The sequence below is a fragment of the Peribacillus sp. R9-11 genome, from assembly GCF_031345095.1.
In the GTDB taxonomy this organism is placed as follows: Bacteria; Bacillota; Bacilli; order Bacillales; family DSM-1321; genus Peribacillus; species Peribacillus butanolivorans.
Genome location: NZ_CP133763.1, coordinates 470723 through 496417, shown reverse-complemented (window position 1 = coordinate 496417; position 25695 = coordinate 470723). Strand labels below are relative to the sequence as shown.

Here is a 25695-nt window from a genome sequence, read left to right as displayed (position 1 = left end):
TAACTTTACTCGCGAATTTTGCCCTTTTACTCGTGAAATTGACTATTTTACTCGTGAGTTTCGATTATTTACTCGTAAATTCCAAAATAAAAAGCAACCTGCGATAGGCTGCTCGTTATCGGCTATAAATTACACCCACCATAAATCAGTTGGGCTTTCGTTGATGAGGACAGTTTTCAAATTGGTTACTGCACGTTGAAAACCTTCTTCAACTGACATTAACGGGTCTTCATGTTCAATGCTAACGACATAGTCATAGCCATATGTGCGAAGTGCACTCATGATGTCGGACCACTCTTGAAGACTGTGGCCGCAGCCCACTGAGCGAAAGTTCCAGGCACGGGTTTGGATGTTTCCATATGGCTGCATATCGGTAAGGCCATACATATTGATGTTATCCTGATCCAAGTATGTGTCTTTTGCATGGAAGTGGTAGATTGCTCCCGCTTTCCCAAGGATTTTGATGGCTCCCACCGGTTCGATCCCCTGCCACCAAAGATGGCTTGGGTCAAGGTTAGCGCCGATTGCGTCCGATGTAGCTTTCCGTAGTTTTAGCAAAGTGTAAGGTGTGTGAACGAGAAAGCCTCCGTGCAGTTCGAGTCCGATTTTAATATTGTGTTCATCAGCAATTGCTGCAGTTTTTTTCCAATAAGGAATCAACTTTTCTTCCCATTGCCATTTCAAAACATCTGTATACTCATTCGGCCATGGCGCAACAGGCCAGTTTGGATATTTAGCTCCTTCGTGGTCACCCGCCGTACCGGAAAATGTATTGACGATTGGGACATTCAATAAGGACGCAAGCTTGATTGTTTTTATGAGCGTTTCATCACTTTCTTTGGCAAATGATTTATCTGGAGAGATGGGATTGCCATGGCAGCTGAATGCACTGATAGTTAGGCCTCTTGTTTGAACAGATTCCAAGTATTTTTTGCGCTTTTCTTCACTTTCCAACAGTTCATCTAACGGACAGTGGACATTACCTGGATACCCGCCTGTACCGATTTCAACTGATTTTAAACCGGAGGCTGCCACATAATCAAGCATATCCTCGAATGATTTTTGTGCGAATAGCACTGTAAAAATCCCTAACTTCACTAGCCCCACCCCACCTTTTCATTAATTGATACTCATAACCTTTCCACTTGCTGAGCTTTGATAAATGGCTTCAATTATCTTCGAAACTTTCATGGCTTCCGATGGTTTTACCAATGGTTCGGCAATTCCGAGGCAGCTATCAATAAAATTCTCTGCCTGTTGGAGATCGGGTGTATCCTCTCCAGGCATCCATACCGCCTCACTATTTAATAGCATGCCGTGCTTTGCCTGATTCAAAATTAAGGGGAACACATCCAGTCCGCCCTGCGTTCCGGATAAACTCAAGACTGTTGCTTCTTCACGGATATTCGCGGCCCATGATGTTTCGAATAATAAAGATGCACCGTTGGCAAATTTGATATACGCGGTAGCATGATCATCTACTTCAAATACAGAGGCATCGAAATTGCCCCATAGATTGACCTGATCGACACCCTTACTGACATAATTATATGTCGAACCTACAATTTCAATCGGCTCCGGGTCATCCATCAGCCATAAGGCCAAATCAAGTAAATGGCAGCCGTAATCAATAACGCTTCCTCCACCCTGCAATTCCTTACTCGTAAAAACTCCCCACCCAGGAACTTTCCGACGTCGGATTGCCTGTACACGCGCTACATACGGCTCACCAATTTCACCGGCCTGGATCATTTTCTTCGCAGCCTGAGCTTCCTTCATAAAGCGGTAATGGTAAGCGATAGATAGTACCTTCCCCGATAAGTTTGCAGCCTCGGTTATTGCTTTACATTCCTCGGTTGTAATCGCCATAGGCTTTTCGCACAACACATGTACACCCGCTTGCAGCGCGGCGATAGAAATTTCCGCATGAAACTTGTTTGGCGTGGCAATCGTAACTGCATCCACTTCCGCGAACATTTCTTCATAATTGGTAAAGACCTTTTCGATATGATATTCACGTGCCACATCTCTCGCCTTCAGTTCATCTATATCCTGAATTGCGTATAAAACTACCTTGTCTTGAAATTTTTGAAAAGCTGGGATATGCCTTTGTTGAGCAATTCCACCAGCACCGATTATTCCCATTTTTAATTTGTACATGATGACTATTAACCCCTTTATAAGCGGATGATTTTTCTGGATGCATTCGATTCCATCGCGCCAAGAATGACTTTTAATGATTTTAATCCTTCAACTCCTGAGACGAGAGGCACCTCATTGTTTACCACACATTTTACAAAGTGGCTGATTACTTCAGAATCATGCTGTCCTTCAGAGTCATTTGTCTGGATGCTACCTAATTCAATGGTTTCCGTCTTACCATTATCATGATGAATAATCAGTGAGTATTTAGGATCGTCTTCAAGACGTAATACGGCTTTTTCCGCATAAATGACCGTCGCATTGTCTTCTTTCGCATACGACCAGCTGGCTGTGAGAGTACCAATAATTCCGCTCTCCGTTCGCAGAATACAGGCAGCACTGTCATCAACATCTGTATTTTTCTTGGCAGTCGTTTCTACAAATGCTCCTACTTCAACAAATTCCTCTCCCAGGATATAACGCAATAAATCAGCTTTATGAACGCCTAAATCGCCCATAGCACCGATAACTGCCTGATCTTTTTTAAAAAACCAACTGTTCCGTCCGTCCACGGCCCAATTCTCTGGTCCGGAATGTCCAAAAGCCGTTCGGAAGCTGTAGACCCTCCCTATCTCACCACTATCAATAAGCTGTTTCGCTTTTTGATGAGAGGGGACAAAACGCTGATTATGACCAATCATTAATATTTTGCCGCTTTTTGAAGCTGCTTCATTCATTTTTTCTGCGTCATTTAAAGAAGTTGCCATTGGTTTTTCACAAAGAACATGCTTACCTGCTTCCAAGGCAGCAATTGTGATTCGGGCGTGCAAGTAATTAGGGGTACATACACTGATAGCCTCAATCTCCTCATTCTTCAAAAGTTCTATATAATCAGTATATGCTTGTGCCTTATACCTTTGTGCTGCTGTATTCGCCCGGTCTTGCACAATATCACAAACGGCAATTATCTCTGTTTCCTGGATTGCTTCGTATTCTGGAAAATGCCTGTTTTTTGCAATACTGCCGCATCCAATGACGCCTACTTTCACTCTGCCCATTCTACTCTCTCCTTCACTTCATCTCTTTATTGAGATAGTTTCCAACGGTTCGGCTTTTCCATATACCGATTTATTGTTAACTTCCGGCTTGACCCACTCAACTGCATTCTTAATCACCCGTTGTATTTGCGGATTATGGTATGTCGGATATGTTTCATGACCTGGCCGGAAATAAAAAATCTTACCTTTACCACGCTGATACGTACAACCGCTTCTGAATACCTCCCCACCTTCAAACCAGCTGATAAATAATAGTTGGTCCGGCGTAGGGATATCAAAATGTTCCCCGTACATCTCTTCCTTTTCAAGTTCTATATATTCTCCGATTCCCTCAACGATTGGGTGACTTGAATCAACAACCCAAAGCCGCTCCTTTTCATCCGCTACCCGCCATTTCAAATCGCAAGTCGTGCCCATTAATTGTTTAAAGATTTTTGAGAAATGTCCAGAATGGAGGACGATAAGACCCATTCCCTCGAGTACCCGCTTATGAACCCGTGTGACAATTTCATCATGAACTTCTTCATGTGCGACATGTCCCCACCAGAGAAGTACATCGGTTTTCATCAGTATCTCTTCAGTTAAACCATGCTCTTCTTCCTCGAGTGTAGCCGTCTTCACCTCGACCTGTTCGCTTTGTAAAAAGCCAGCAATCGCACCATGGATTCCATCCGGATAAATTTCAGCAACATCAGGTTTTTCTTTTTCATGGCGATACTCATTCCATACTAGAACTCTCATGAACAATCTCCTCCACATTAATTTGTCGGCAACTTGCTCTATATGTTTAACTACTACCTCTTAATTTCGAACGCAAACGTTTGCGTTTGAAATAATAAAAACTCAGTCGATTATAAGAACATACTTGGCATTTCGAAAAGTATGAATTTCAAAAAATTGTTAGTGATAATCTTTATTGTAAATTTATGTTAGCAAAAATCAAGCTTTAATTGGAAAAACATTTCTACACTTTTCATTTATTTTCCTTTTTAACAACAAAATGCGACTCTCGCTTTATGATTTTAGTTGGAATCCTGATACTTTTTTCCATCATTTCGGGATTTGCAATTAAATCAAACACACATTTTGCCGCTTCAAAGCCTAATTGATACGTATGAATATCGACTGTTGTAAGTGGCGTACTTAAAAATTCAATAAACTCTGAATGATTAAAACAGACGACGCTAACTTGCTCAGGTACTTTTAAATTCTTTTCCGCCAACACCCCTAGTAAAAGTACTCCCAATAAAAGATCCATTACCATAAAAGCGGTTGGAGCTTCCGGTAGATTTAGTAATTCCTTGATTGCCTTTATTCCATCTGCTCGATTTAAAGGGATCAGCTTGATATATTCCTTTGGCACATTTAATTCGGCCTGTTCCATAGCTTGTTGAAACCCTCTTAAACGGGCTTGAATCACTTCAAACTCAGGGCTCCCCCCTAAAAAAGCGATTCTCTGATGACCAAGATTGATTACAAACTCCGATAATTCCCTGGCTGCTTGAACATTATCGTTATCAATGAAGGTGATTCCGCTCATGTTCGTACTTGGTTTCCCAATCAAAACAAATGGAAAGCCCTGCTTTAATAAATAGGGCACCACTTTATCATCCTTTTTCGAATACAAAACAATCATACCGTCCACCCGTCTACCCTGAACCATTTTCACGACGTCTTCAAAAATAGCATCCTCGGTTTCACCGGTCGTTAGAGAAAGACTGTATCCCTCTTTATTGCAAAAATCCCCGATTCCACGGATAACCTCTGGAAAAAAAGGATTGTAAAGCGATTCTCTGGCTGAATTTTTCATGACGATTCCAATGGCCTTGGTGGATTTCGTGACCAAATTCCGGGCATTTTCATTCATATGATAGCCCATTTCCTTTAATACCTTACGTACCTTACGCTTTGTCTTTTCACTGATTGCTGGACTGTTATGGATAACACGCGATACCGTTGATGGAGCGACATTCGCTTTTTTGGCAACGTCCTTTATCGTAACAGACATATTCAACACCACTTCCCGTTCACCGCACATGGCTTAATATTCCCTATATTTAAATACTTATTTAACGGCACCATCCGCAATTCCTTTGATAATTTGCCTCTGAGCAAAAAAATACGCGATAATGACTGGAATAATGGATAAAGTAAGCCCAGCCAAGGCTAGATGCCATTGTTTCGTATACTGTCCGAAAAAGAAGAATAATTTAAGCGGGATTGTCTCCGAGCCAGCGCCTCCAATAACAAGGGATGGCAACAGGTAGTCGTTCCAAATCCAAATAACATTTAAGATTCCAACTGTAATCGACATAGGTTTTAATAAAGGAAAAATGATATACCAAAATACTTGAAACCTGTTCGCTCCATCTATTTTCGCAGCTTCGTCAAGCGAGGTAGGAATCCCTTTTAAAGTACCGTGATACAAGAATATCGAGAGACTGCTGCCAAAGCCTAAATACATGAAAATCAACCCAGCCTTGTTCAACATCCCAAGCTGTCCGAATTGGGCAACAAGCGGTATCATCACAGATTGAAATGGAATCAACATGGCTGCCACAAACACGAAGAAGAGCAAAGAACTGACTTTACTTTTGTTTCGTGAAAGCGCATAAGCCGCCATTGCTGAAAAGATAATAATTATTACTACGCTGACGCCCGATATCAATAAAGAATTAAATAAAGTCCGAAGGAAATCCAATTGTTCGAAAGCTTGAGTAAAGTTTTCGAATGTCCAAGTTTTAGGCAACCCCAGCGTGTCGGCAAAAATATCACGTTTCATTTTAAAAGCATTGACAATCATTAAATAAAACGGAGCGAGCCACAATAATGCCAAGATGAAACCGATGAATCCAACCAGCCATAGCTTCCATTTTTTTCTCATTACAGCTCAACCTCCCTTTTCTTATTGATATACACTTGTGTTAGAGAAACTGCTGCCACAATTACGAAGAAGATAACGGCCTTTGCCTGTGCATATGCCATATCATTTTCGGTAAAAGCGGATTTAACAATGTTCATCGCAACCATTTCAGTTGAGTTATAAGGCGCTCCGTTAGTCAAAGAAAGGTTTTGATCATAAATTTTAAAGGAGTGGGAAAGCGTTAAGAACAAACTAACAGTAAAAGCCGGTGCTACAAGCGGAAAAGTAATATGGCGAAAACGTTGAAAGCTGTTGGCCCCATCAATTTTAGCCGCTTCGATCAGTTCTTCAGGAACCGCTTGTAAATAAGCAATATAAATGATCATGATATAACCAGCCATTTGCCAAGACGTTAAAATGATTAATCCCCAAAAACCGGTTTCTGTCGTTGACAACCAGCCATTAAAAGCTTCAATCCCTGTCAAATCACCAATTGCGCCGAATACTTTAATAAAAATAAACTGCCAAATAAAACCGAGAATCAAGCCACCGATCAAATTTGGCATAAAGAAAACTGTCCTAAGTAGGTTGCTTGATTTAATTTTCGACGTCACGATAAGCGCTAAACTCAAGCCGATAATATTAATTACCACAATAGCTGCTACTGAAAATTTAATGGTGAACCAAAATGTATCCAGAAACCCTCTATCCGTAAACAAGTCTATATAATTTTTAAGCCCTATAAAGTCCGGAGTTCCAAGACCGTTCCAATTCGTAAATGAATAATAAAATCCGTAAATGAGTGGCACAATCACCACCAAAATGAGTGCAGCCAGAACAGGTGTCAAAAACAGCCAATATGCGGCATCCCGATTTCTCAATGAAACCGACCTCCTTATGAAAGATATATTAGTAGAAAATGAGTTTTAATTTCGAATCGAAAATCGAAGAATATCTAGTAACCGAACTTTCCCTCTAACAACTTTCTTGTAACAAGGAACAACCAATCGACACAGCTTTCGACGGCGATTGGTTGTTTCCCATTTACGGAATACTTATTTACTGTGAATTTTCTCCCAATTTTCAATATTTTGTTGCACAAGTTCATCCCATGTTAGTTTACCGGTTACGTATTTTTGGACACTTGCACCTAGGTCATCATTCCAACCAACTGGATATCCATTAAAAACCCAGCCAGTCGTCTTTCCATCTTGTGAATATTTATAAATTTCTTTTGAAAGTGGATCGGCAATTTTTTCTACGTCATACCCTTCATAAGCTGGAATGAATTTAAAATCCTCCAAAACAGCTTTTTTTCCTTCATCAGATGTATACATCCAGTCGAGGAATTTCTTCGCTTCTTCCTGAACTTTTTCATCTGATTTTTTGTTCACTGCCCAATAGTTTGGAACCCCAACTGGCATCCCCGCAGCTGTATCCCCATTCGGAATCGGGATAATACCAATACCGTTTTCGGCTAACTCAGGATCCATATCGTACACTGTGTTATACACCCAGTTTCCTTGCTGAATGATTGCAACCTTTTCAAGCGAGAACAACTCTTCCACTTGTTGTGAATAATCTAGACTTGCCGTCGGCTGAACGGAATATTTATTTTGAATATCGACCAGTTGCTTAAACTTGTCTCCATCCGTAAATTTAACGGTTGGTGACTTGCTCGCAGTTAATACATTCCCATCAAATTCAGGTGCTAAAAAGACATTTGATAAGTGGTTTCCTGTTACCCACTTCTCTTTAACCGGATAAGCGAAAACCGCCTCGATTTTCAATTTATCTTTCTGTGAATCCAGTTTTTTAACCGCAGCCTCTAATGCTGAATAACTAGTAATTTCTTCAGGTTTAACTCCGGCTTCTTCAAAAATTCGTTTGTTATAAATCAAGCCGTATCCTTCTTGGTTAAATGGAAGCCCTAGAACGTGCCCGTCCTCTTCCACGCCATCCAATGTACCATCAAGCGCAGCAGCTGCAGCCTTTGTATCCTTTAAATCTAATAATCTATCTTTATATTGTTCAACATCTATTGGTCCGCCAATGTTAAAAACTGCTGGCTCCTCACCTGAAGCAAACTTTGCAGTAATGGCTGATTTATAATCATTTCCACCACCCACTGTTGATATCTTGATTTTTACATTTGGATTTTCTTTTTCATATTGTTTTGCCAAATTCTCAAATTGCTGCTTAAACTCTACTTTGAATTGAAAGATATCCAGCGTCACTTTATCTTTGTCTTTAGAGTCACTGTCTCCACCTGTAGAAGAAGAGCATCCAGCCAAAATCACACTAAAAATTAATAAAACAGAAAAGATTCCCCCGTACCATTTTTGAAGTTTCATGCCTACCAACTCTCCCTTTTTCATAAGATCTTATGCAAATTCAAGAAAACGTTTGCATAAAATGATAAAAAAATATACACTTCTAAATCTACTATATTATTATTCTATCCAACCTTTTATACATCACCTCCTTACAGGAATACTGTAAACGTTTTCATTTATGCGCTTTATATTACCACTAAATTCCATACTTTACAATTAATTTGTATTTTTTTGTAAACAACAAGTAGGATATAAGCCTTGTCTACTTAATTATATGATTCACAAACCTAAGATTATTCCTTTATTTGATTATAAAAATTATCGTAATGGACATTTATTCTAAATAAGTTTTAAATAGGGAAACCCAAAGGCTCCCCTCTATTCACTTCAATATCATCTTCACATTGGATGAACCATACTCATCCTTTAGTTCATAATATTTATCACTTGCTTGTCCAAATTCTTCAAACACACCACTAATAATCAGTTCATTCGTTTCCTTATCAACTATGCTGTACTTGATATTGCTTTTCCCAAACTTTCTGTCATCCACTTTTAAAAGGATCATATTGGACACACCTCCATATTTAATGGCTGCACTCCTCAGGGTGTTTGGATTCTTACTTACATAATATAACAAATTATTCTTATTTTACAGATTTTTCTCTTTTTGGAAAAATAAAAAAAGCCTATTTAGGCTCTTTTCAATTATTTCTTTAGTTCCAAATATCAAATGTTTCAAAAATACTATATAGGATTCCCCATTAAAAGGAACCTCATTGGCTCCTCAATATGGTTTTAAGACTTCGAAATATCTAAGAATCCTTCCCCAAATACATCACGAACATCATGTATGGCTATAAAAGCACTTCTATCAGTAGACTGTACAATTCTCTTTAATTTGAGTACCTCTTGCTTACTAATAACAATATATAGGATTTCTTTGGATTCTTTTGTATAGTATCCATGACCACTAAAAACAGTCACCCCTCTATCCATCAAAACGGTTACTTGTTTTGCAATCTGGTCCGCTTCTTTTGAAATGATGGTAATCGCTTTTTTTGGGTTCAATCCCTCAATGATGAATTCCATCGTTTTTGTTCCAATATAAAGCATAAGGATAGTAAGCATTAGACCTTCTGCACCAATAATAAAATAAGATGAGAACGCAACGATTAAATCGAAAAACAGAAGTCCATAGCTTAAGCTCCATCCCAAATACTTATTCGTAATTCGGGCTAAGATCGTTGTACCGGCAGTCGTGCCTCCAACTCGAATGATTATGCCAATACCTGCACCGGCAAAAACACCGCCAAATATCGCATTGACGACCAATTCATCTGAAGATATACTCCAACTTTCGGTTAAATGGAGGAAAAGTGAATTAAATGCAACGGCTATGATTGTATAAACCGTTGTTATTTTCGACAAATATTTATAACCGACAATGAGCAGGAAAGCGTTAATAATCAAACTTAACAGCCCTGGTGACCATTCAAAAAGATAAAACAAAATGATGGTTATCCCCGTGACTCCTCCCTCACCAAGTTCATTGGGAATAACGAAAAGATTTATTGCCAAAGCGAAAATAAAAGCTCCTATTAATATAAAGAAAACATCTAAAGAAATCTTTTTCATATTTAATTACCTTCCTTTATGTAATGGTTAATGTGAAAAGAAATAGGTTAATTTCACTGCTCTATAGTAACATGGAATTCCATTTAATCCTTCAAAGATTTGAAGGTTTAACAAAAAGACTACGTTGGAAGTTAGATTATCTTCAATGAACAAGATTAATACATACAAAGGCACTAATTTTCACTAAGCTCTTTTATACATTAGCTTAACAAAGCCACTGTCTCCTTCTCATTAACCTATTATTATGTTAGTTTCACGCTCCTCGAATTGGTTCAAATAACCAACAGCATGCTTATGATAAGTATCTTTTTTCGCCCCTTGATTTCTCCTAGATTAATGGATAATCAATTTATTATCATGTTCCTTTTCAAAGCTTGACAGTTTCATTGAGTCATGATTAGAATGTTTTATATGTTAACCTATATTATTTTTAGTTAACATATAAAAAGGAGAATGGCTATGCACAGTGAAAAACAATTACCTTGTTGGGAAGAAAAAATTAAGAAAGAACTGGCTTATTTAGAAGAGATATCGCAAAAACGTGAACTCGTTTCAACGGAATTCGCCGAGCAGCCATGGCTTATGATCAACGGGTGCAGGATGCTGAATCTAGCTTCTAATAACTATTTAGGATATGCAGGGGATGAGCGGCTGAAAAAGGCTATGGTAGATGCAGTACATACATATGGTGCAGGAGCAACGGCTTCACGTTTAATTATTGGCAATCATCCTCTTTACGAGCAAGTAGAACAAGCTCTTGTCAATTGGAAGAAAGCCGAAGCAGGACTCATTATTAACAGTGGATATAACGCGAACCTTGGAATTATCTCCACCCTGCTGTCCCGTAACGATATTATTTATAGCGATAAATTGAATCATGCAAGCATTGTCGATGGAGCTCTTTTAAGCCGTGCAAAGCATCTACGCTATCGTCATAATGATTTAGATCATTTAGAAGCATTATTGAAAAAATCATCGATGGAAGCACGTAAATTAATCGTGACGGATACGGTCTTCAGCATGGACGGTAACTTTGCTTATCTTGAAGACCTTGTTTGGTTAAAAGAACGTTATAACGCTATGTTAATGACTGATGAAGCACACGGAAGCGGCATCTACGGTAAAAACGGTGAAGGTTATGCCGGTCATCTCCATCTTCAAAATAAAATAGATATCCAAATGGGAACATTCAGTAAAGCGCTCGGTTCATTCGGGGCCTATGTCGTCGGGAAAAAATGGCTCATCGATTATTTAAAAAATAGCATGCGCGGATTCATATATTCAACTGCGCTCCCCCCAGCCATACTCGGTGCTATGAAAACAGCGATAGAACTTGTACAACAAGAACCAGAACGCCGCTCACTGCTCCAAACACATTCAGAACACTTTAGAGAAGAACTCACATATTACGGGTTTAATATTTGTGGAAGTCGATCACAAATTGTTCCTATCGTCATCGGGGAAAACGAAAAAGCGATGGAATTTGCCACACGTTTGCAGAAAGAAGGAATTGCAGCTATTGCTGTCAGGCCGCCGACCGTTCCTGAAAATGAGGCGAGAATCCGTTTTACCGTAACAGCTCTCCACGATATAAAAGATCTTGATTGGGCAGTTGAAAAAGTTTCGATCATTGGAAAAGAAATGGGTGTTATTGAATGAAACAGCCGAATTTAGTCATGCTTCCTGGCTGGGGAATGGAAAAAGATGCGTTTCAACCGTTAATCAAACCGCTGTCAGAAGTATTTCATCTCTCATTCATAGAATGGAGAGATATGAAAACACTAAATGACTTTGAAGAACGAGTCATAGACACAATCGCTTCCATCGATGGTCCTGTTTATTTACTGAGCTGGTCATTAGGAACAATAGTATCACTTGAACTTTCAAGTTCGTTTCGAGAAAAAATAAAAGGTTATATCCTTTTTGGCGCAACAAGTCGGTTTACCACAGGAGATAATTATTCATTTGGCTGGGATCCACGAATAGTCGAGCGCATGAAGAAACAACTGCAGCGCAATAAAGAGAAGACTTTGACTTCTTTCTATGAAGCAATGTTTTCCGAAGCTGAAAAAGAAGAAGGTTTTTATCATCAATTCATCACGACAATTCAAAGCGAGTTTCATGGGGATGACGTATTTTCGCTTCTGATTGGTTTGGATTATCTAATTCAGAAAGATGCTAGATCAAGACTCGACTGGATTGAAGCCCCCTTTATATTACTTCATGGGAGAGAAGACAAAATTTGCCCACTCGAAGCCTCATCTTTCATTAAAGAAAATCTGGGTGGGAAAGCCGAGGTTCATATTATCGAAGGCGCTGGTCATATTCCATTTTTCACAAAACCACAGGAATGTATGGAGCATATAAAAACATTTATTCAAAAGGAGTACATTCATGATAGATAAACGATTGTTAAGTAAGCGGTTCAGTGAACACGCGAAAACATATGATGCGTATGCCAATGTTCAAAAAAACATGGCGAAACAATTAGTGGATTTGCTCCCTCAAAAAAACAGCAAACAAAGAATTAACATCCTTGAAATTGGCTGCGGCACTGGTTACTTAACGAGGTTACTCGTTAATACATTTCCTAATGCTTCTATTACCGCTGTTGATTTGGCACCAGGAATGGTTGAAGTGGCGAAAGGAATGACAAAGGAAGATCGTGTTACATTTTTATGTACTGATATCGAAGAAATGGCGCTTAATGAAAATTACGACTTGATTATTTCTAATGCAACATTTCAATGGCTGAATAATCTTCCTGCAACTCTTGAAAAATTGATTGCACGATTAACGGCTGAAGGAAGCCTGATATTTTCAACGTTCGGAATCGATACCTTTCAAGAGCTTCATATGTCATATGAACATGCGAAAGAAAAGCTTCAACTTTCCATTGATAGTTCACCAGGCCAAATGTTTTACACACTAGAAGAATTATCCCAAGTTTGTGAAGAAGCACTCCCCTTTTCATCAGCATTTCCAATCGAGATAACAAAAATGGAAAAGCTTGAACTAGAGTACTTTCAGACAGTACGTGAATTTTTCACTTCAATTAAAAAGATTGGTGCAGCTAACAGCAACAAAGAAAACTACTGCCAGCGCCCTTCTTTTTTTCGAGAGTTAATCAACATATACGAAACAAAATACCAAGATGAATCAGGTGTGAAGGCAACCTATCATTGTTTGTTCTTTAATATTAAAAAGCATGCACCCCTACCCTAACACCTTAATCCGAAGATAATGGTCTGGTATACCAGCATAGTATCCTTTTTCTATCTTATAGCCGTTTATAAAATATACTGGGAGATCACCTTTTCCCGTCTTTCCTTACATAATTTAAGTCCGTTCTATAAAGTATTTATATAGACTACTGTTTCCTCTAGAATTCAGGTGCTTACTGTGCATGCATTCGGATTAGTTTTTCATAAATAAGTAGAGCTCATCTTGTTATTGAATTTAACTAAACAAGGTTCCAATTCAAGAAAAATTAGGCCGCCGCTTCTCCAAATTCCTTTGGAGAAGCGGCGGCCTAATTAAAGTTTTTTATTGTGTCTCATTTTACTAGGTCCGTTCAAACCTTGTTCTCTTTTAAAAGAATATTAATATTGTCTTATTATTTTAGGTTCAGTCCAATCGGAATATTTCAGCCTTTATTTCAATTGAAAATTACTCAAATCATCTTAAGATGAAAATGTGTTTACGTTTAACTTTTTCACCCGAAAACCCGGCCATCTGTAATATTGACTACTCGATCACATAAATCTAACATTCTTTCATCATGTGTCACCATAATGGCTGCTTTATTTCTTGACTTCACCTCATGAGCAAGCATTTCAACAACATCCCTGCCTCTTTTGGAATCAAGACTTGCGGTTGGTTCATCCGCTAAAATGATTTCAGGATCATTCATCAACGAACGGGCGATGGCTACACGCTGCCGCTCTCCGCCCGACAGTGCTTCTGGCAAGTGATCTGCCCGATGTCTAAGTCCAAGGTGGCTAAGCAATTCGTCCGCTTTTTTCACAGTTTTTTTTTCCCGTTTGCCAATCAGTTCAGAAATGAGCAGAAGCTGATCTCGTACGGTTAGATATGGCACAAGATTCGATGATTGGAATACAAACCCGATCTTTTCAAGGCGCACTCGAGTCAATTCCTTTGAAGATAGTGATGTAATATCCTCATTATTCAAAAGTAAACGTCCTTTACTCGGGGAAAGTAACGCACCGGCTATGGAAAGAAAAGTACTTTTTCCTGAGCCTGATGGACCCACGATGGCGACGAATTCCCCCGCTCTCACATTCAGGGAAATATTATCAAGGGCTGTCACCTTATTATCGCCTTCCCCATAAATCTTACTGACGTTTTCAAATAATAGTTTATCTCCCATCATGATACCCTCCCTATTGCTTCGATCGCATCTATCTTCGCTACTCGATAAAGTGATAGCAGCGAACCCAATACGGATACAACCAAAAGTAACACGGAATATTTAATAACCAAATTGGTACTCAATTCAAATGGCATTCCTTCTGGCATAATTAAAGTGGCGCCATATGTCAGTGCAACACTAATGGCTATGCATGCCACGGCAAGTAGCATAACCTGACCAACGATACTTTTTGCAAGGTAGCTCGTATTAGCTCCAAGTGCCTTAAGTACACCAAATTGATTCGTTTTTTGTAAAGTAATGACATAGAAGAACACTGCCAAAACAAAAGCTGCTATAACAAACAAAAAGGCAATCATCATCGTCAATGTACCCTGTTCCTCTTTGAACCCTGGAATACTCTGAAGTGATTCATCTTTCGATATGAGTGTTACATCACCAGACATTGATTTGCGTACAGCTTCTTCTGCCTTTGAATCCATCTGAACTGCTATAGTGCTAATTGAATTATTGTCTTGATTCTTCAATACAGGATTCATCTCCTGCCATCCCTTAATATTCATGTAAACTACCGGGGAATGGCTGTAAGACTGTTTTTCAGTAAAACCAACAATGGTTAATACTTTTCCTGACAAGTCATCTTTTAATGAATCACCTAATCTATAGCCAAACTCTTTTAAAGAACGATCCGCAACTATTTCACCTTGCTTCTTATTGTCATAGTTCGTTCCTTCTATGATCTTCGGTGCCAATATACCGCTAGCATTGGTCGCAAAAATAGTGACATCCGTTTTTTCCGATGAGCCAACTTTGTTTAAAGTAATCATCATTTGCCCAAGACCTTCGGCTGCTTTAACATCAGATGAAGCCCGGATTTCATCTAGCTTTTCCATGGATATAATTGATCGGTTCAGTTTATTTTTAGAGTCATGCTCCATAACGAAATAGTCGGCCTTCATATTTTGAATGGATGAAGCATTATCTGAAGAAAGTCCATTAGCTAATCCTGAAATGATAAAGACAAGCAAAGCGACCAATACCATAATCAGTCCAATCAGCAGATAACGTAACTTTGAATGCTTTAGTTCACGTATTGCTAAAAACATTATTTCATCTCCCATTCCTTTTATTTACCGATCAAGTCCTACTTCAATCGGTATGTTTTGATTGTAATCAATCAATATGAATGGAAGATGAACGAATGATTACATAAGGGGCAACCGGATATAAAAAGTGGTCCCTTTGCCAAGTTCGCTTTGAACCTCAATCGTTCCGCCATGTAGTTCAACCGTCTTCTTTGTTATCGAAAGTCCTAAGCCACTGCCTGTTTCACTGCGATTTCTCACTTTATCAACTTTATAAAAGCGATCAAGGATATAAGGGAGGTCTTCTTCTGGAATTCCCATACCCGTGTCCGCAATCTTCACTTCTACAAAGCCATCAATTTTCTTGATTTGAATAACAATCGAACTACCGATATCAGAGTATTTAATACTGTTGGTTATCAAGTTAGTCCATACTTGGTTTAATAGTTTCTCATCAGCAGAAATGATGGTTGAAGGTAAATCCATTTCGATCACCATATCTTTTTCCCGCCAATTCCATTCCAGCATGAACATCACTTGCCGTATTTGTTGCGCTAAATCGAAATTTGACCGTTGCAGCGGGTCATCCTCTATATCCAAGGAAGCAAGCATTAGGAGCTGTTTACTCAACAAGGACATGCGCCGGCTCTCTTTTTCAATAATAGACAAGTAATTATTTCTTTGTTCCTTTGTTAATTCCTCCGATTGAAGGGTTTGAGAAAAACCTTGTATAGATGCGAGCGGAGATTGAATTTCATGAGAAACATTTGAAACGAATTCCTGTCTCATATCATCTAACCGCTGGATGCTTTGAGTCATTTTCGAGAAATGCTGTGCCAAATCCCCTATCTCATCACTTCGGGTTACATTCAATTTACTACTATAATCCCCATCAGCGATTCTCTTTGTGGCTTCTGTTAATTTCGTAATTGGCTTAACAATGAATCGCGTGTTAATGATCACAAATAAAAAACTGAGAAGGAGCGTAAGTACGAGCAAAACAGCAAGGAAAAAGCGGAACTCTCCAAACTGCAGTTCTATATTCGGCCTTACAAACAAGGCATATTTCTCGCCATCCACATTAATTGGTACCCCAACGCTATTGATTAATACATCCTCAAAAAAACCCGTAATAAACAGCCCATTATTATAATTAGCGATCCCTTGATAGGTTTTCCCGTTCAAAACTCCTGAAATCGTGTCTGAATCCAAAGCTGTTTCCCGAAACGGCTCCCCATACAAAGTCCCTTCACCCTGCTCATTAAATAAATACATTTGATAGTGCAATCCTGCAATATGATTTAAATACGCATCAATATCCTGACCTGGATTTTCTTCATATAAGGAGACGATATCACCAGCAACTTTGCTTATCTTCTCACCATTGTGTGGTTTCTGAACCTTATGATAATAGACATTGGAAATTAAAAAAGCGATGACACTGGCAAGTACCATGATCAAAATGGTTTGAATAACTATCCTGAAATAAAGTGTTTTCACTTCTTATTGACCTCCAGTTTATAACCTAAGCCACGGACAGTCGTTATCACAAAATCATCGGTCCGCCCTGCAAAACGTTCCCTTAACCGTTTAATATGGACATCAACAGTCCGATCATCCCCTTCAAAATCAGCACCCCACACCAGTTCAATTAGCTGCTCACGTGTAAAGACCTGATCAGGAAAACTACCCAGCTGAGCTAGTAGCTCAAATTCCTTAAGCGGCAGGAGCAACGTACTCCCCTTTATTCGCACTTCATAACTTTTACGGTCAATAACCGTTTGATTCAAGGAAATCAATTCAGAATTAACCATGCGATACCTGCGCAAAAGAGCTTTAATTCGAAATAATAGCTCTCGGGGTTCAAATGGCTTGACGAGATAATCATCAGTACCAGCAAAGTACCCCTTTTCTTTATCGATAAGTTGATCTTTAGCTGTCAATAAAATAACCGGTAGATCATATTGATCCCGGATTTCCTTACAAAGATCCAGTCCGTTTTTATATGGCATCATAATATCTACAACAGCAAGATGGATTCGTTCTTTCTCTAGTATTGATGAAGCTTCATTTCCATCCTTTGCTTCGAACACCATGTACCCTTCTTTTTCTAAGTGAAATTTTAATAATTCTCTAATATGACGATCATCATCAGCAATTAATATATGTATCAAAGAAACCACATCTCCACTTCATTTAATAACCTTGTTATTCTTACAATAGCAATAATTGAGCTTTTAAAACAACCAATACTGATTCGCGCTCTAGAAAACCAGTGGTTACTTTCCTTATAAATTAGTTTGCCAATAATATATAGGCCTATCTAAATAAAAATGGCGAACAAAGTTTTTAAAACCTTGTCCGCTTTTTTATTAAAGTTTATCTTCATAAACATAAGAAGTAGTAAATTGATTCCCAAATGGCTGGTTAGAAACGCATTGATATTTTTTATTACTTAAAAGGGTTTTAAATATTCTGAATATAATTTATAATTGATTTATTTTAAAACATCTAGGAGGTCACTATGGGTTTAGTAGAGAAAATCAGCTCTTTTGCTGGTAAAACGTTTACCTTATGGGTCATTATTTTCGCAATTATTGCGTATATCATGCCTAATCATTTTATATGGATTGGAGCCTATATTGTTCCATTATTAGGAATTGTCATGTTTGGCATGGGACTTACACTATCAACAGCGGATTTTAAAGAAGTTTTCCGTCGACCGAAAGAAGTAGCACTAGGGGTAGCAGGACACTTTATCATTATGCCATTATTAGCGTTTGTATTAGCAATAGGGTTCGATTTACCGAAAGAAGTGGCTGTTGGTGTTATTTTGGTTGGGTGTTGCCCAAGTGGAACAGCATCAAATGTCATGGTGTTTCTTGCGAGAGGAAATGTTGCGCTTGCAGTTGCCATTGCTTCTGTTTCCACTATTCTAGCACCTATCGTAACCCCCCTGCTTATTCTGCTCTTGGCAAGTAAATGGGTTAATATTAGTATTGGATCATTATTTATTTCTATCATTCAAGTGGTGATTATCCCACTGATGCTTGGATTTGTTGTTAAAAAGTTTTTCGGCAAACAAGCAGAGGCTGGTGCAAAGGCTTTGCCTCTAGTATCTGTCATTTCTATTGTTCTGATCGTATCTGCTGTAGTAGCTGGCAGCCAAGCACAGCTGGCTAAAACAGGATTGCTGATTTTTGCAGTAGTCGTTCTTCATAATGTTCTTGGTTTTTTCCTCGGCTTTTTCTTTGCTCGTTTATGCGGGATGGATTTAGCTAAACAGAAAGCAGTTGCAATGGAGGTTGGTATGCAGAATTCCGGTTTAGGTGTAGCAATAGCAACAGCTCATTTCTCGCCTTTGGCCGCGGTACCTAGTGCCATTTTCAGCGTTTGGCATAATATATCAGGCTCCGTTCTAGCCTTTATTTTCAGTCGCATGAAAGATAAAAAAAATGGAGAGAACGCTAAAAATAATTCGATAAAAATAGGCGCATAATAATGTGTATATGATCCAAAAAATCGATAATCTGGAGGGCTTTTTTGACTCTTTTAATTAAATTAGTGGATTAAGCCGATTGAGTAAATCGGCTTTTTTTATTGTGAATTAACTATCTGCATATTGAACATTTCAAGGAAGATAACAAATATTCAACGTGATATATTAATGATTGTAGGGCTGATTCATATTGTGATGCATTTTTAAGGTTCCATTACTTAATAAGTGATATGCTTTTTCCCCTGAATAAATGAACTTACTGCCTTTGTTGGGGGTAATTTTTTGAACTACCTGCTATACTACTAGATAAAAGTAAGACATAAAACTCTTGCTAATGATTTGGATATAGTAATTGAATATCATTTTAAGGATGAGGGAATATAATGTCACCAAAAATAAAATCGTCAAGAAAAATTGCTAGATATTCACTAATTATCATGGGGTTGGGTTATATTGCAACCACTCCATTTCAAGGTTCGTTGCCGTTAGATTTATTACATGGAGGGTTTGAGGCAGGTCTAGTTGGTGGATTAGCAGATTGGTTTGCAGTCACTGCATTATTCCGCCATCCGCTTGGATTACCAATCCCTCATACAGCTCTTTTGCCCAACAATCGTAAAAGAATGACAAATGCACTTGTTTCGATGTTAAAAAATGACTGGCTTTCAAAGGAAAGTATTCAAGACAAAGTAAAACATATTCCTTTTACAGAAAAATTGATCCCTATTTTAGTAAAAGAGATACAAAGTGATGCTTTTAGAAAAGTTCTTATTAAACTTATCAAGCAAATGATTTGTTATATAGATATTGAAAAGATTACACCTTTCGTTGCAAAAAAAATTGAAGCTACACTTTCTAACATAGAAATGAGCAAGCTTCTTCATTTAGTAAGTTCACAGCTACTTAATGAACAATTTGATAGGAAAGCTTTGGATCATGTTTTGAAAAAAGCTGAAGATTGGTTAAGAAAAAAACAAACAAGTCACCAACTAGGCACTGTTTCCATGGATGTACTTAGTAAGATTGAACTAGATGGTATGCTTCAGTTTGCCGTTAAATCCATTCAAAGTCTACTTAACGAAGAGAAACTTGGGAATATCATACAAAACCTTTTATTAAGTGTCGTAAATAATTTACAAAACGAGGAAGAACCAAATAGAGAGGCTTTAATCTTATATATCAGGAAAGAGATACAAGGCATTGACCATAACCGAGAACTGTTAGAAGGAGTTGAAAAATGGAAAAAACAACTTCTAACAAAATGGGAACCTGAAGCAACAATAATGGGAAGTCTACAACAAATTCAACAAGATGCATTAGATTTCGTTGAAGATAAAAATTTCATGGATACTTATCTTACTCCATTGATTTATCACATACTAGACAACATAAAAGAAAATAGCACCCACATTGATAATTGGATTCAGAAACAAATTACTGTTCTCATTGAAAATAATCATACGCAGATCGGCAATCTTGTACAAGAAAATTTAGATAAGCTAGACAACGAAACTCTAATTGATATGATGGAAAATGGTGTAGGAAAAGATTTACAATGGATTCGTGTGAACGGAGCGGTTTGTGGTTTTATAATAGGGATTATCCTAACAGGTATACAGGCTCTACTTAAGCTGGTATAATTCCGGCGCTGCGACCGATATGGTTTCAGCTTCTTGCAGCTTGCTGCCGTTACCAGATCGAATCCGGTTTCTAGTTTGTTCTTTTGGCACTGATTCTCTCAGTTTCGGACTCGTGCTGATTCGCTGCCTCAGTCGTAATAGCAATGATGATAAGCCCTTAACCTTAAGGGCTTTTTAATGGGGAAATGATTTTGCCAAAGCTAATGAGATTTTGACTAAGAATAACAATATCGTATCTTCTACATTTTTTTGGACGATTTTGATATATTGCTCAAAGACCTTCTTCAGGTTGGTTTCACGATCAATCCACTTCGAGGTGAATTCCAATTGCTTAGTTACGGCAGGATGATTCAGTTTGATTGTCGTCATTAAAACAACCACCCTTTTAAATATGATATTTTACTTTCCAATTGATCAATGACGGCTTCTCCTTTTCCTAAAAGAGCATCCGCTTCATGCGCTATGGTGCCTGCTGCACTCATAGCTTTTTTCTCTATATTCAGCATCGTGGTTTTTCCATTTTTAAACATAAAAAAAAGAGTGCAAGCTGCACCCTCTAAAATTCATACCTTTTTTAATGAATTATCTCAATTCCTTTTCGTCAAATAAATGCGGCGCTTTCACCTTTTTCCCTTTTTTATGATTTGGATTAGGTTTTTTAGCTTCCAATTTAGCTTGGTCATAGACAGCGGTGCCGACAATTTCAGCAACATCTTGAAGCTTTTCTTTTGAGATTTTATCAATGGTATCATCAGGAGTATGATACCAAGGTTCTGATGGACTGTGTATGAATAAAGCAGCGGGAATCCCAGCCTCAGCGAAAGATACATGGTCACTTCGCCCGCCTTGTCCATATGGAGTCGGCTCACCATTCAGTCTTGTACTTGATTCCTGAGCCAGCTCGGTTACAAGGTTCATTTCTCCATCATTAGTCAAAATAACCAAATCCCCAGCGTCCCTGCTTCCTACCATATCTAGGTTGAAGTTAGCAATCGTCCGCTTGATATCTTCATCAGAGAGGTTGTCCACATAATGCTGCGAACCTAGCAATCCATTTTCCTCGGCGCCAAAGGTAACGAAACGAATTTCCGTATCTGTAGGAAGATTCTTCAAAACACGTGCAAGTTCAAGTGTAACGGACGTTCCTGATGCATCGTCATTCGCTCCAGGTGCCCCGGCGACGGAATCATGATGACCTGTGATATAAATGATATCGCTCTTCTTTGCTTTATTGTTCTTGGTTGCTTTTTTTGTGGCCACTACGTTATAAGAGGTTTTTTCTCCAGAATAAGCCCCTTCAATTTTTAATGATGCCGTTAGCTTAACTCCAGCATTCAATTTTTCAAGCAGGGCTTCTCCATCCTTTTTCGTTATCGTGACAGATGGAATATACTTATCATTAGCCCCTCCAAGTGTCCCATTTAATTCCCCATCTGCATTATTGAATAGGATGACACCCGCTGCTCCTTTTTCTGCTGCATTCAATACTTTCTCTGCAAAAGTGAGGCTGCCTCTTTGAATAAGGGCAATCTTCCCTGTAACACCCGCTTTTTCAAGCTCTTCCTTCGTTCCTAAACCGGCGTATACCATTTCACCGGATAGATCACCATTTACTGAATAGGTTAAATGGTTTGATTGGATTTCCCCATCAAATCCGTCAACGGACAGCTCGACCAGATTTGGGTCTGTATAGGATAAAAAACTGAACTCTTCAATATCGGCTTTATAGCCATAAGATTTAAATTGCTTTTTGATGAACTGGACGGCCTTATACTCAGATTCCGTCCCGGCTACTCGAGGTGTTTGTGAAAGGTATTCAATATTCTTGTAGATTTTGTCGACATCGATCCTTTTAACGATTTGCTTGTCTGTGGATGGCGCCTGATGTACTGGAGAAGAATGCGGTGTCGCTAAAGCAGTAGTAGTAGTGGTTCCGGCTGCCCCGAATGTTAATGCTGCGACTAATGATAAGGATAGAAATTGTTTTTTCATAGATTGCCTCCCAGTTTAATAGATTCCCTCCATTATTTTACAATATACAGAAAATTCTAACTAGGTAGGTTTATCCCTATTAATCTGTGTCTTAAGTAACAAATTTACAAATTTAAGAAACTAGCAGGAAATTTGATCTATACCAAAAGTTGTATTTTATTTAATAATTTGTCACATTATATAAAAATTCCTGCGATTCAAACAGGATTTTCGCCTTTCTTCGGGAAAATAGTACAAAGAGAAAATGACTTTAATCAGGGAAGAAGGCGCGAAGATGTCGATAACTAAATTTGTGATGCCGGAAGTTATTTTTGGAAAAGGTTCTATTGAACAAGCTGGCGAGGCTTGCTTGCGGTTGGGTGCCAAAAAGACACTGATAGTTAGTGATTCCGGTGTAGCCAACGCTGGTTGGCTTGATATTGTCATGGAAGCCTGCCAAAATGCGGGGCTTGCTTTTGCCACCTTCATTGAAACGACGACCAATCCGAAAGACAGGGAGATAGAAGCCGGTTGTTTATTTTTTAATGATCATGAATGCGACGCCATCATAGGTGTGGGGGGAGGCAGTGCCTTGGATGTGGCAAAAGGGATCGCCCTTTTGGCAACGAATGGTGGAACCATCAGTGACTATGAAGGGGTTGATAAAGTCCATTCTCCTCTACCCCCTATGGTGATGATCATGACCACTGCCGGATCGGGTTCGGAAGTCTCACAGTTTTCTGTGATTGTCGATTCGTTCCGGGAGAAAAAAATGACGATCATTTCAAAATCCCTCGTTCCTGATATTGCGATTGTTGACCCGGCTACCTTAACGACCTTAGAAGCAGATTTGACCGCCGCTACTGGAATGGATGTTTTGACACACGCCATTGAATCTTATGTATCTATCGCTGCAACTCCTTTGACCGATGTACAAGCCAAAAACGCCTTGTCCATTGTTTCCCGTTACCTACGCCCTTCCGTTGCGTCTAAACATAATGAGGAAGCAAAAGAAGCGATGGCGATGGCCAGCCTGCAAGCCGGTCTTGCCTTTTCCAATGCCATATTGGGAGCAGCCCATGCAATTTCACATGCCATTGGCGGAAAGTACCTGCTTCCGCATGGTGAAATCAATGCTATCCTTCTCCCCCATGTCATGGACTTCAACCGAATTGCGGCCCCGAAGCGATTCAGCCAAATAGCAGAGATCATGGGGATTGATACGAGAGCTTTAACTGAGCAGCAAGCCGGCACCGCTGCCGTACACTTTGTAAGGGACTTATCCCAGGATATCGGGACACCCAGGAGCCTAGGTGACGTGGGCATTACCAAAGACATGATTGATACAATAGGAATGACCGCCCTCGAGGATGCCTGCATGATTACGAACCCTCGGGATATGTCATTAGAACAGATTAGGCAGTTGCTCCTTACAGCCCTATAAGAGGTGAAAACATGAACAAATCTGAGTTGATCGATTTAATGACAGGCGTTAAGTCTTCGAAAAAAACATATTACACGGAACTTAAGAAAACCGTGGATCAGTTGAAGAAGAAAAATATGCAGCTTGAAATTATGAACGATATCACTAAAAACATGAATATAGACATGGATATTCACGAAATTCTCCGAAATGTTATCTCAAAGCTCAAGCACCTAATTACATTCGATGACAGTCATTTTGTCATTTTATACGAAGAAGAACCAACTCTTCTCCATATTTGTCCTAATGGCCAATGCGAGCTTGAAATTGAATCCAACAACCTATTACACCCTTTTCAGGACTTCTCATCTGCCTTGAAAGACGAACAATCCATTCAGGTGGAAATCAAAATGCTACAAGACTTCCCGGAAAAAAAAAGACTGCTATCTCTTGAGATTGAAACGCTTCTATTGGTGCCCCTGTATGGGAAAAATAAAAAAATAGGGGTTTGGACCTTCGGCAGAAAGAAAAAGAAAACGTGGCATAAAGATGAGTTGGATTTTCTTGAGCAACTTTCCAACCAGCTTGCACTGACTTTGGAGAATGCCCAGCTCTATAAAGAAGTTCTCCATTCCAAACAAGAATGGGAGGATACCTTTAAGGCCGTCGAAGATATGATCATCGTCTTTGATCGCCAAGGAGAAGTCTACCAATCAAATGATGCAGCCAGAGCTTTTTTTGACTTAATTCCTTTAATTGAGAAATCTCAGACACTGATTCAAAAGACCTTTGTACAGGATAAGCCAGGGTTTCAAGAAATTTTGCTTCAGCCTGAAGCGATCTTGGAAATGCATGCCTATCCGATTCAAAATAAGGATCAACAGGTCTATGGAGTCATTGCTTATTATAAAAATGTCACCGAGAGAAGACAGATGGAAGCTCAATTGTTACATGCAGGCAAGCTCGGAGCCATCGGCGAAATGGCAGCTGGAATTGCCCATGAATTGAATAGCCCATTAACGGCCATTCTTGGAAACTCACAGCTTTTATTACGGAACACTTTACCAGACAACGAAGATTATATGCTTCTAAACGATATTAAAAATTGCGGCGACCGGTGCAGGCAAATCGTGAAAAGCTTACTTACCTTTTCCCGTCAAGATGAATATAGATTCCACTATTACTCTATTAACGAGGCCATACATCAGGTAATGAACCTTCTGAAGTTTCAACTAGGGAAGAAACAAATTTCCCTTCATCTTTCCCTTCAGGAAGATCTTCCTTTCATAAAGGGAAGCCAGCCTCAGATAGAACAAATAATCATCAACTTGCTATTGAATGCCAAGGATGCATTGGATGATTGTGATATATCGGAAAAATCCATTACGATTCATACCTATTCTGAAGAAGAATTCATGGTGGTGAAGGTTGCTGATAACGGGGCCGGGATTGAAGCAGAGCGGCTGCCGCTCATTTTTCATCCTTTTCATACGACTAAGGACCGTGAAAAAGGTACAGGCCTAGGATTATCTGTGAGCCTTGGCATTGCGAAAGACCATGGAGGCAAAATTGACGTAATAAGCGCACCTGGAAAAGGAAGTGTATTTTTCCTGAGGCTTCCCTTGCAGCCAGAAGATGAAAGGAGATGAT

The 25695-nt window shown here is 39.0% G+C and carries 24 protein-coding genes; 7 read left to right on the top strand and 17 right to left on the bottom strand.

Annotated features, from left to right (window positions below; translation table 11 throughout):
• Positions 1-129: 129 nt before the first annotated feature.
• From RE409_RS02420 to RE409_RS02375, 10 genes are all read right to left on the bottom strand, one after another.
• On the bottom strand, positions 130-1098 hold the full coding sequence (locus tag RE409_RS02420) for a sugar phosphate isomerase/epimerase family protein (RefSeq protein WP_309558460.1): 969 nt from the start codon (positions 1096-1098) through the stop codon (positions 130-132).
• A gap of 21 nt (positions 1099-1119) precedes the next feature.
• Positions 1120-2160: a Gfo/Idh/MocA family protein gene (locus tag RE409_RS02415; protein WP_053344283.1), complete on the bottom strand. Its 1041-nt coding sequence runs from the start codon at positions 2158-2160 to the stop codon at positions 1120-1122.
• A gap of 17 nt (positions 2161-2177) precedes the next feature.
• Complete coding sequence (locus tag RE409_RS02410) at positions 2178-3200, bottom strand: Gfo/Idh/MocA family protein (protein WP_201222308.1); 1023 nt, start codon at positions 3198-3200, stop codon at positions 2178-2180.
• A gap of 18 nt (positions 3201-3218) precedes the next feature.
• Positions 3219-3941: a ThuA domain-containing protein gene (locus RE409_RS02405; protein ID WP_056522646.1), complete on the bottom strand. Its 723-nt coding sequence runs from the start codon at positions 3939-3941 to the stop codon at positions 3219-3221.
• A 232-nt stretch (positions 3942-4173) separates the two neighbouring features.
• Positions 4174-5208: a LacI family DNA-binding transcriptional regulator gene (locus tag RE409_RS02400; protein WP_053344280.1), complete on the bottom strand. Its 1035-nt coding sequence runs from the start codon at positions 5206-5208 to the stop codon at positions 4174-4176.
• A 57-nt stretch (positions 5209-5265) separates the two neighbouring features.
• Complete coding sequence (locus tag RE409_RS02395; protein WP_053344279.1) at positions 5266-6084, bottom strand: carbohydrate ABC transporter permease; 819 nt, start codon at positions 6082-6084, stop codon at positions 5266-5268.
• A complete protein-coding gene (locus RE409_RS02390; protein WP_053344278.1) occupies positions 6084-6944 on the bottom strand; it encodes a carbohydrate ABC transporter permease in 861 nt (286 codons plus the stop codon). The genes RE409_RS02395 and RE409_RS02390 overlap by 1 nt, the downstream gene beginning before the upstream one ends.
• Positions 6945-7118: 174 nt before the next feature.
• A complete protein-coding gene (locus RE409_RS02385; RefSeq protein ID WP_201250127.1) occupies positions 7119-8417 on the bottom strand; it encodes an ABC transporter substrate-binding protein in 1299 nt (432 codons plus the stop codon).
• A gap of 364 nt (positions 8418-8781) precedes the next feature.
• Positions 8782-8967, bottom strand: a complete 186-nt coding sequence (locus tag RE409_RS02380; protein ID WP_201183156.1) for a hypothetical protein — start codon at positions 8965-8967, stop codon at positions 8782-8784.
• Positions 8968-9197: 230 nt separating this feature from the next.
• Positions 9198-10037 (bottom strand): YitT family protein, encoded by an 840-nt coding sequence (locus tag RE409_RS02375; protein WP_053344275.1) that lies wholly within the window; start codon positions 10035-10037, stop codon positions 9198-9200.
• A gap of 459 nt (positions 10038-10496) precedes the next feature.
• Between RE409_RS02375 and bioF the strand changes: the two genes are divergently transcribed.
• Genes bioF through bioC form a run of 3 tightly spaced genes read left to right on the top strand, consistent with a single transcriptional unit; the run spans position 10497 to position 13262 of the window.
• Positions 10497-11696 (top strand): 8-amino-7-oxononanoate synthase, encoded by a 1200-nt coding sequence (gene bioF / locus RE409_RS02370; RefSeq protein ID WP_309558458.1) that lies wholly within the window; start codon positions 10497-10499, stop codon positions 11694-11696.
• On the top strand, positions 11693-12442 hold the full coding sequence (locus tag RE409_RS02365; protein ID WP_309558456.1) for an alpha/beta fold hydrolase: 750 nt from the start codon (positions 11693-11695) through the stop codon (positions 12440-12442). The genes bioF and RE409_RS02365 overlap by 4 nt, the downstream gene beginning before the upstream one ends.
• Positions 12432-13262: a malonyl-ACP O-methyltransferase BioC gene (gene bioC / locus RE409_RS02360; RefSeq protein ID WP_201222316.1), complete on the top strand. Its 831-nt coding sequence runs from the start codon at positions 12432-12434 to the stop codon at positions 13260-13262. Before RE409_RS02365 ends, bioC begins: the two co-directional genes overlap by 11 nt.
• Positions 13263-13752: 490 nt before the next feature.
• Here the strand turns inward: bioC and RE409_RS02355 are convergent, their stop codons facing one another.
• From RE409_RS02355 to RE409_RS02340, 4 genes are all read right to left on the bottom strand, one after another.
• On the bottom strand, positions 13753-14430 hold the full coding sequence (locus tag RE409_RS02355; RefSeq protein ID WP_309558454.1) for an ABC transporter ATP-binding protein: 678 nt from the start codon (positions 14428-14430) through the stop codon (positions 13753-13755).
• The gene (locus tag RE409_RS02350) at positions 14427-15533 is read right to left on the bottom strand and encodes an ABC transporter permease (protein ID WP_201222318.1); all 1107 of its coding nucleotides are present in this window, start codon (positions 15531-15533) and stop codon (positions 14427-14429) included. The genes RE409_RS02355 and RE409_RS02350 overlap by 4 nt, the downstream gene beginning before the upstream one ends.
• A gap of 99 nt (positions 15534-15632) precedes the next feature.
• On the bottom strand, positions 15633-17012 hold the full coding sequence (locus tag RE409_RS02345; protein WP_201183167.1) for a sensor histidine kinase: 1380 nt from the start codon (positions 17010-17012) through the stop codon (positions 15633-15635).
• Positions 17009-17686, bottom strand: coding sequence for a response regulator transcription factor (locus tag RE409_RS02340; protein WP_309558452.1), 678 nt, complete (start codon positions 17684-17686; stop codon positions 17009-17011). The genes RE409_RS02345 and RE409_RS02340 overlap by 4 nt, the downstream gene beginning before the upstream one ends.
• 350 nt (positions 17687-18036) lie before the next feature.
• Here RE409_RS02340 and RE409_RS02335 point away from each other — a divergent pair, with 350 nt between their 5' ends.
• Positions 18037-19011: a bile acid:sodium symporter family protein gene (locus RE409_RS02335; protein ID WP_201183171.1), complete on the top strand. Its 975-nt coding sequence runs from the start codon at positions 18037-18039 to the stop codon at positions 19009-19011.
• 383 nt (positions 19012-19394) lie between these two features.
• Positions 19395-20651, top strand: a complete 1257-nt coding sequence (locus RE409_RS02330) for a DUF445 domain-containing protein (RefSeq protein WP_201183173.1) — start codon at positions 19395-19397, stop codon at positions 20649-20651.
• 174 nt (positions 20652-20825) lie between these two features.
• Here RE409_RS02330 and RE409_RS02325 read toward each other — a convergent pair whose 3' ends face one another.
• From RE409_RS02325 to RE409_RS02315, 3 genes are read right to left on the bottom strand one after another with little or no spacing between them, the layout of a single operon-like run.
• The gene (locus RE409_RS02325) at positions 20826-21020 is read right to left on the bottom strand and encodes a DUF5344 family protein (protein ID WP_201183175.1); all 195 of its coding nucleotides are present in this window, start codon (positions 21018-21020) and stop codon (positions 20826-20828) included.
• Positions 21020-21181: a hypothetical protein gene (locus RE409_RS02320; RefSeq protein ID WP_201183177.1), complete on the bottom strand. Its 162-nt coding sequence runs from the start codon at positions 21179-21181 to the stop codon at positions 21020-21022. Before RE409_RS02320 ends, RE409_RS02325 begins: the two co-directional genes overlap by 1 nt.
• Positions 21182-21233: 52 nt before the next feature.
• A complete protein-coding gene (locus RE409_RS02315) occupies positions 21234-22643 on the bottom strand; it encodes a M28 family peptidase (protein ID WP_201254181.1) in 1410 nt (469 codons plus the stop codon).
• A 274-nt stretch (positions 22644-22917) separates the two neighbouring features.
• Between RE409_RS02315 and RE409_RS02310 the strand changes: the two genes are divergently transcribed.
• Together RE409_RS02310 and RE409_RS02305 are read left to right on the top strand one after the other, a co-directional pair.
• Positions 22918-24066, top strand: coding sequence for an iron-containing alcohol dehydrogenase (locus tag RE409_RS02310; protein ID WP_098176995.1), 1149 nt, complete (start codon positions 22918-22920; stop codon positions 24064-24066).
• Positions 24067-24077: 11 nt separating this feature from the next.
• Positions 24078-25694, top strand: a complete 1617-nt coding sequence (locus tag RE409_RS02305) for a sensor histidine kinase (RefSeq protein ID WP_309558450.1) — start codon at positions 24078-24080, stop codon at positions 25692-25694.
• Position 25695 lies beyond the last annotated feature (1 nt).

Bases quoted from the DNA above. Each gene is read 5' to 3' on its own strand.
- RE409_RS02330 (WP_201183173.1), top strand. From the start codon at position 19,395: ATGTCACCAAAAATAAAATCGTCAAGAAAAATTGCTAGATATTCACTA.
- RE409_RS02405 (WP_056522646.1), bottom strand. From the start codon at position 3,941: ATGAGAGTTCTAGTATGGAATGAGTATCGCCATGAAAAAGAAAAACCT.
- bioF (WP_309558458.1), top strand. From the start codon at position 10,497: ATGCACAGTGAAAAACAATTACCTTGTTGGGAAGAAAAAATTAAGAAA.
- RE409_RS02385 (WP_201250127.1), bottom strand. From the start codon at position 8,417: ATGAAACTTCAAAAATGGTACGGGGGAATCTTTTCTGTTTTATTAATT.
- bioC (WP_201222316.1), top strand. From the start codon at position 12,432: ATGATAGATAAACGATTGTTAAGTAAGCGGTTCAGTGAACACGCGAAA.
- RE409_RS02325 (WP_201183175.1), bottom strand. From the start codon at position 21,020: ATGACGACAATCAAACTGAATCATCCTGCCGTAACTAAGCAATTGGAA.
- RE409_RS02380 (WP_201183156.1), bottom strand. From the start codon at position 8,967: ATGATCCTTTTAAAAGTGGATGACAGAAAGTTTGGGAAAAGCAATATC.
- RE409_RS02400 (WP_053344280.1), bottom strand. From the start codon at position 5,208: ATGTCTGTTACGATAAAGGACGTTGCCAAAAAAGCGAATGTCGCTCCA.
- RE409_RS02375 (WP_053344275.1), bottom strand. From the start codon at position 10,037: ATGAAAAAGATTTCTTTAGATGTTTTCTTTATATTAATAGGAGCTTTT.
- RE409_RS02335 (WP_201183171.1), top strand. From the start codon at position 18,037: ATGGGTTTAGTAGAGAAAATCAGCTCTTTTGCTGGTAAAACGTTTACC.
- RE409_RS02350 (WP_201222318.1), bottom strand. From the start codon at position 15,533: ATGTTTTTAGCAATACGTGAACTAAAGCATTCAAAGTTACGTTATCTG.
- RE409_RS02305 (WP_309558450.1), top strand. From the start codon at position 24,078: ATGAACAAATCTGAGTTGATCGATTTAATGACAGGCGTTAAGTCTTCG.
- RE409_RS02410 (WP_201222308.1), bottom strand. From the start codon at position 3,200: ATGGGCAGAGTGAAAGTAGGCGTCATTGGATGCGGCAGTATTGCAAAA.
- RE409_RS02365 (WP_309558456.1), top strand. From the start codon at position 11,693: ATGAAACAGCCGAATTTAGTCATGCTTCCTGGCTGGGGAATGGAAAAA.
- RE409_RS02415 (WP_053344283.1), bottom strand. From the start codon at position 2,160: ATGTACAAATTAAAAATGGGAATAATCGGTGCTGGTGGAATTGCTCAA.
- RE409_RS02320 (WP_201183177.1), bottom strand. From the start codon at position 21,181: ATGTTTAAAAATGGAAAAACCACGATGCTGAATATAGAGAAAAAAGCT.
- RE409_RS02355 (WP_309558454.1), bottom strand. From the start codon at position 14,430: ATGATGGGAGATAAACTATTATTTGAAAACGTCAGTAAGATTTATGGG.
- RE409_RS02395 (WP_053344279.1), bottom strand. From the start codon at position 6,084: ATGAGAAAAAAATGGAAGCTATGGCTGGTTGGATTCATCGGTTTCATC.
- RE409_RS02310 (WP_098176995.1), top strand. From the start codon at position 22,918: ATGTCGATAACTAAATTTGTGATGCCGGAAGTTATTTTTGGAAAAGGT.
- RE409_RS02315 (WP_201254181.1), bottom strand. From the start codon at position 22,643: ATGAAAAAACAATTTCTATCCTTATCATTAGTCGCAGCATTAACATTC.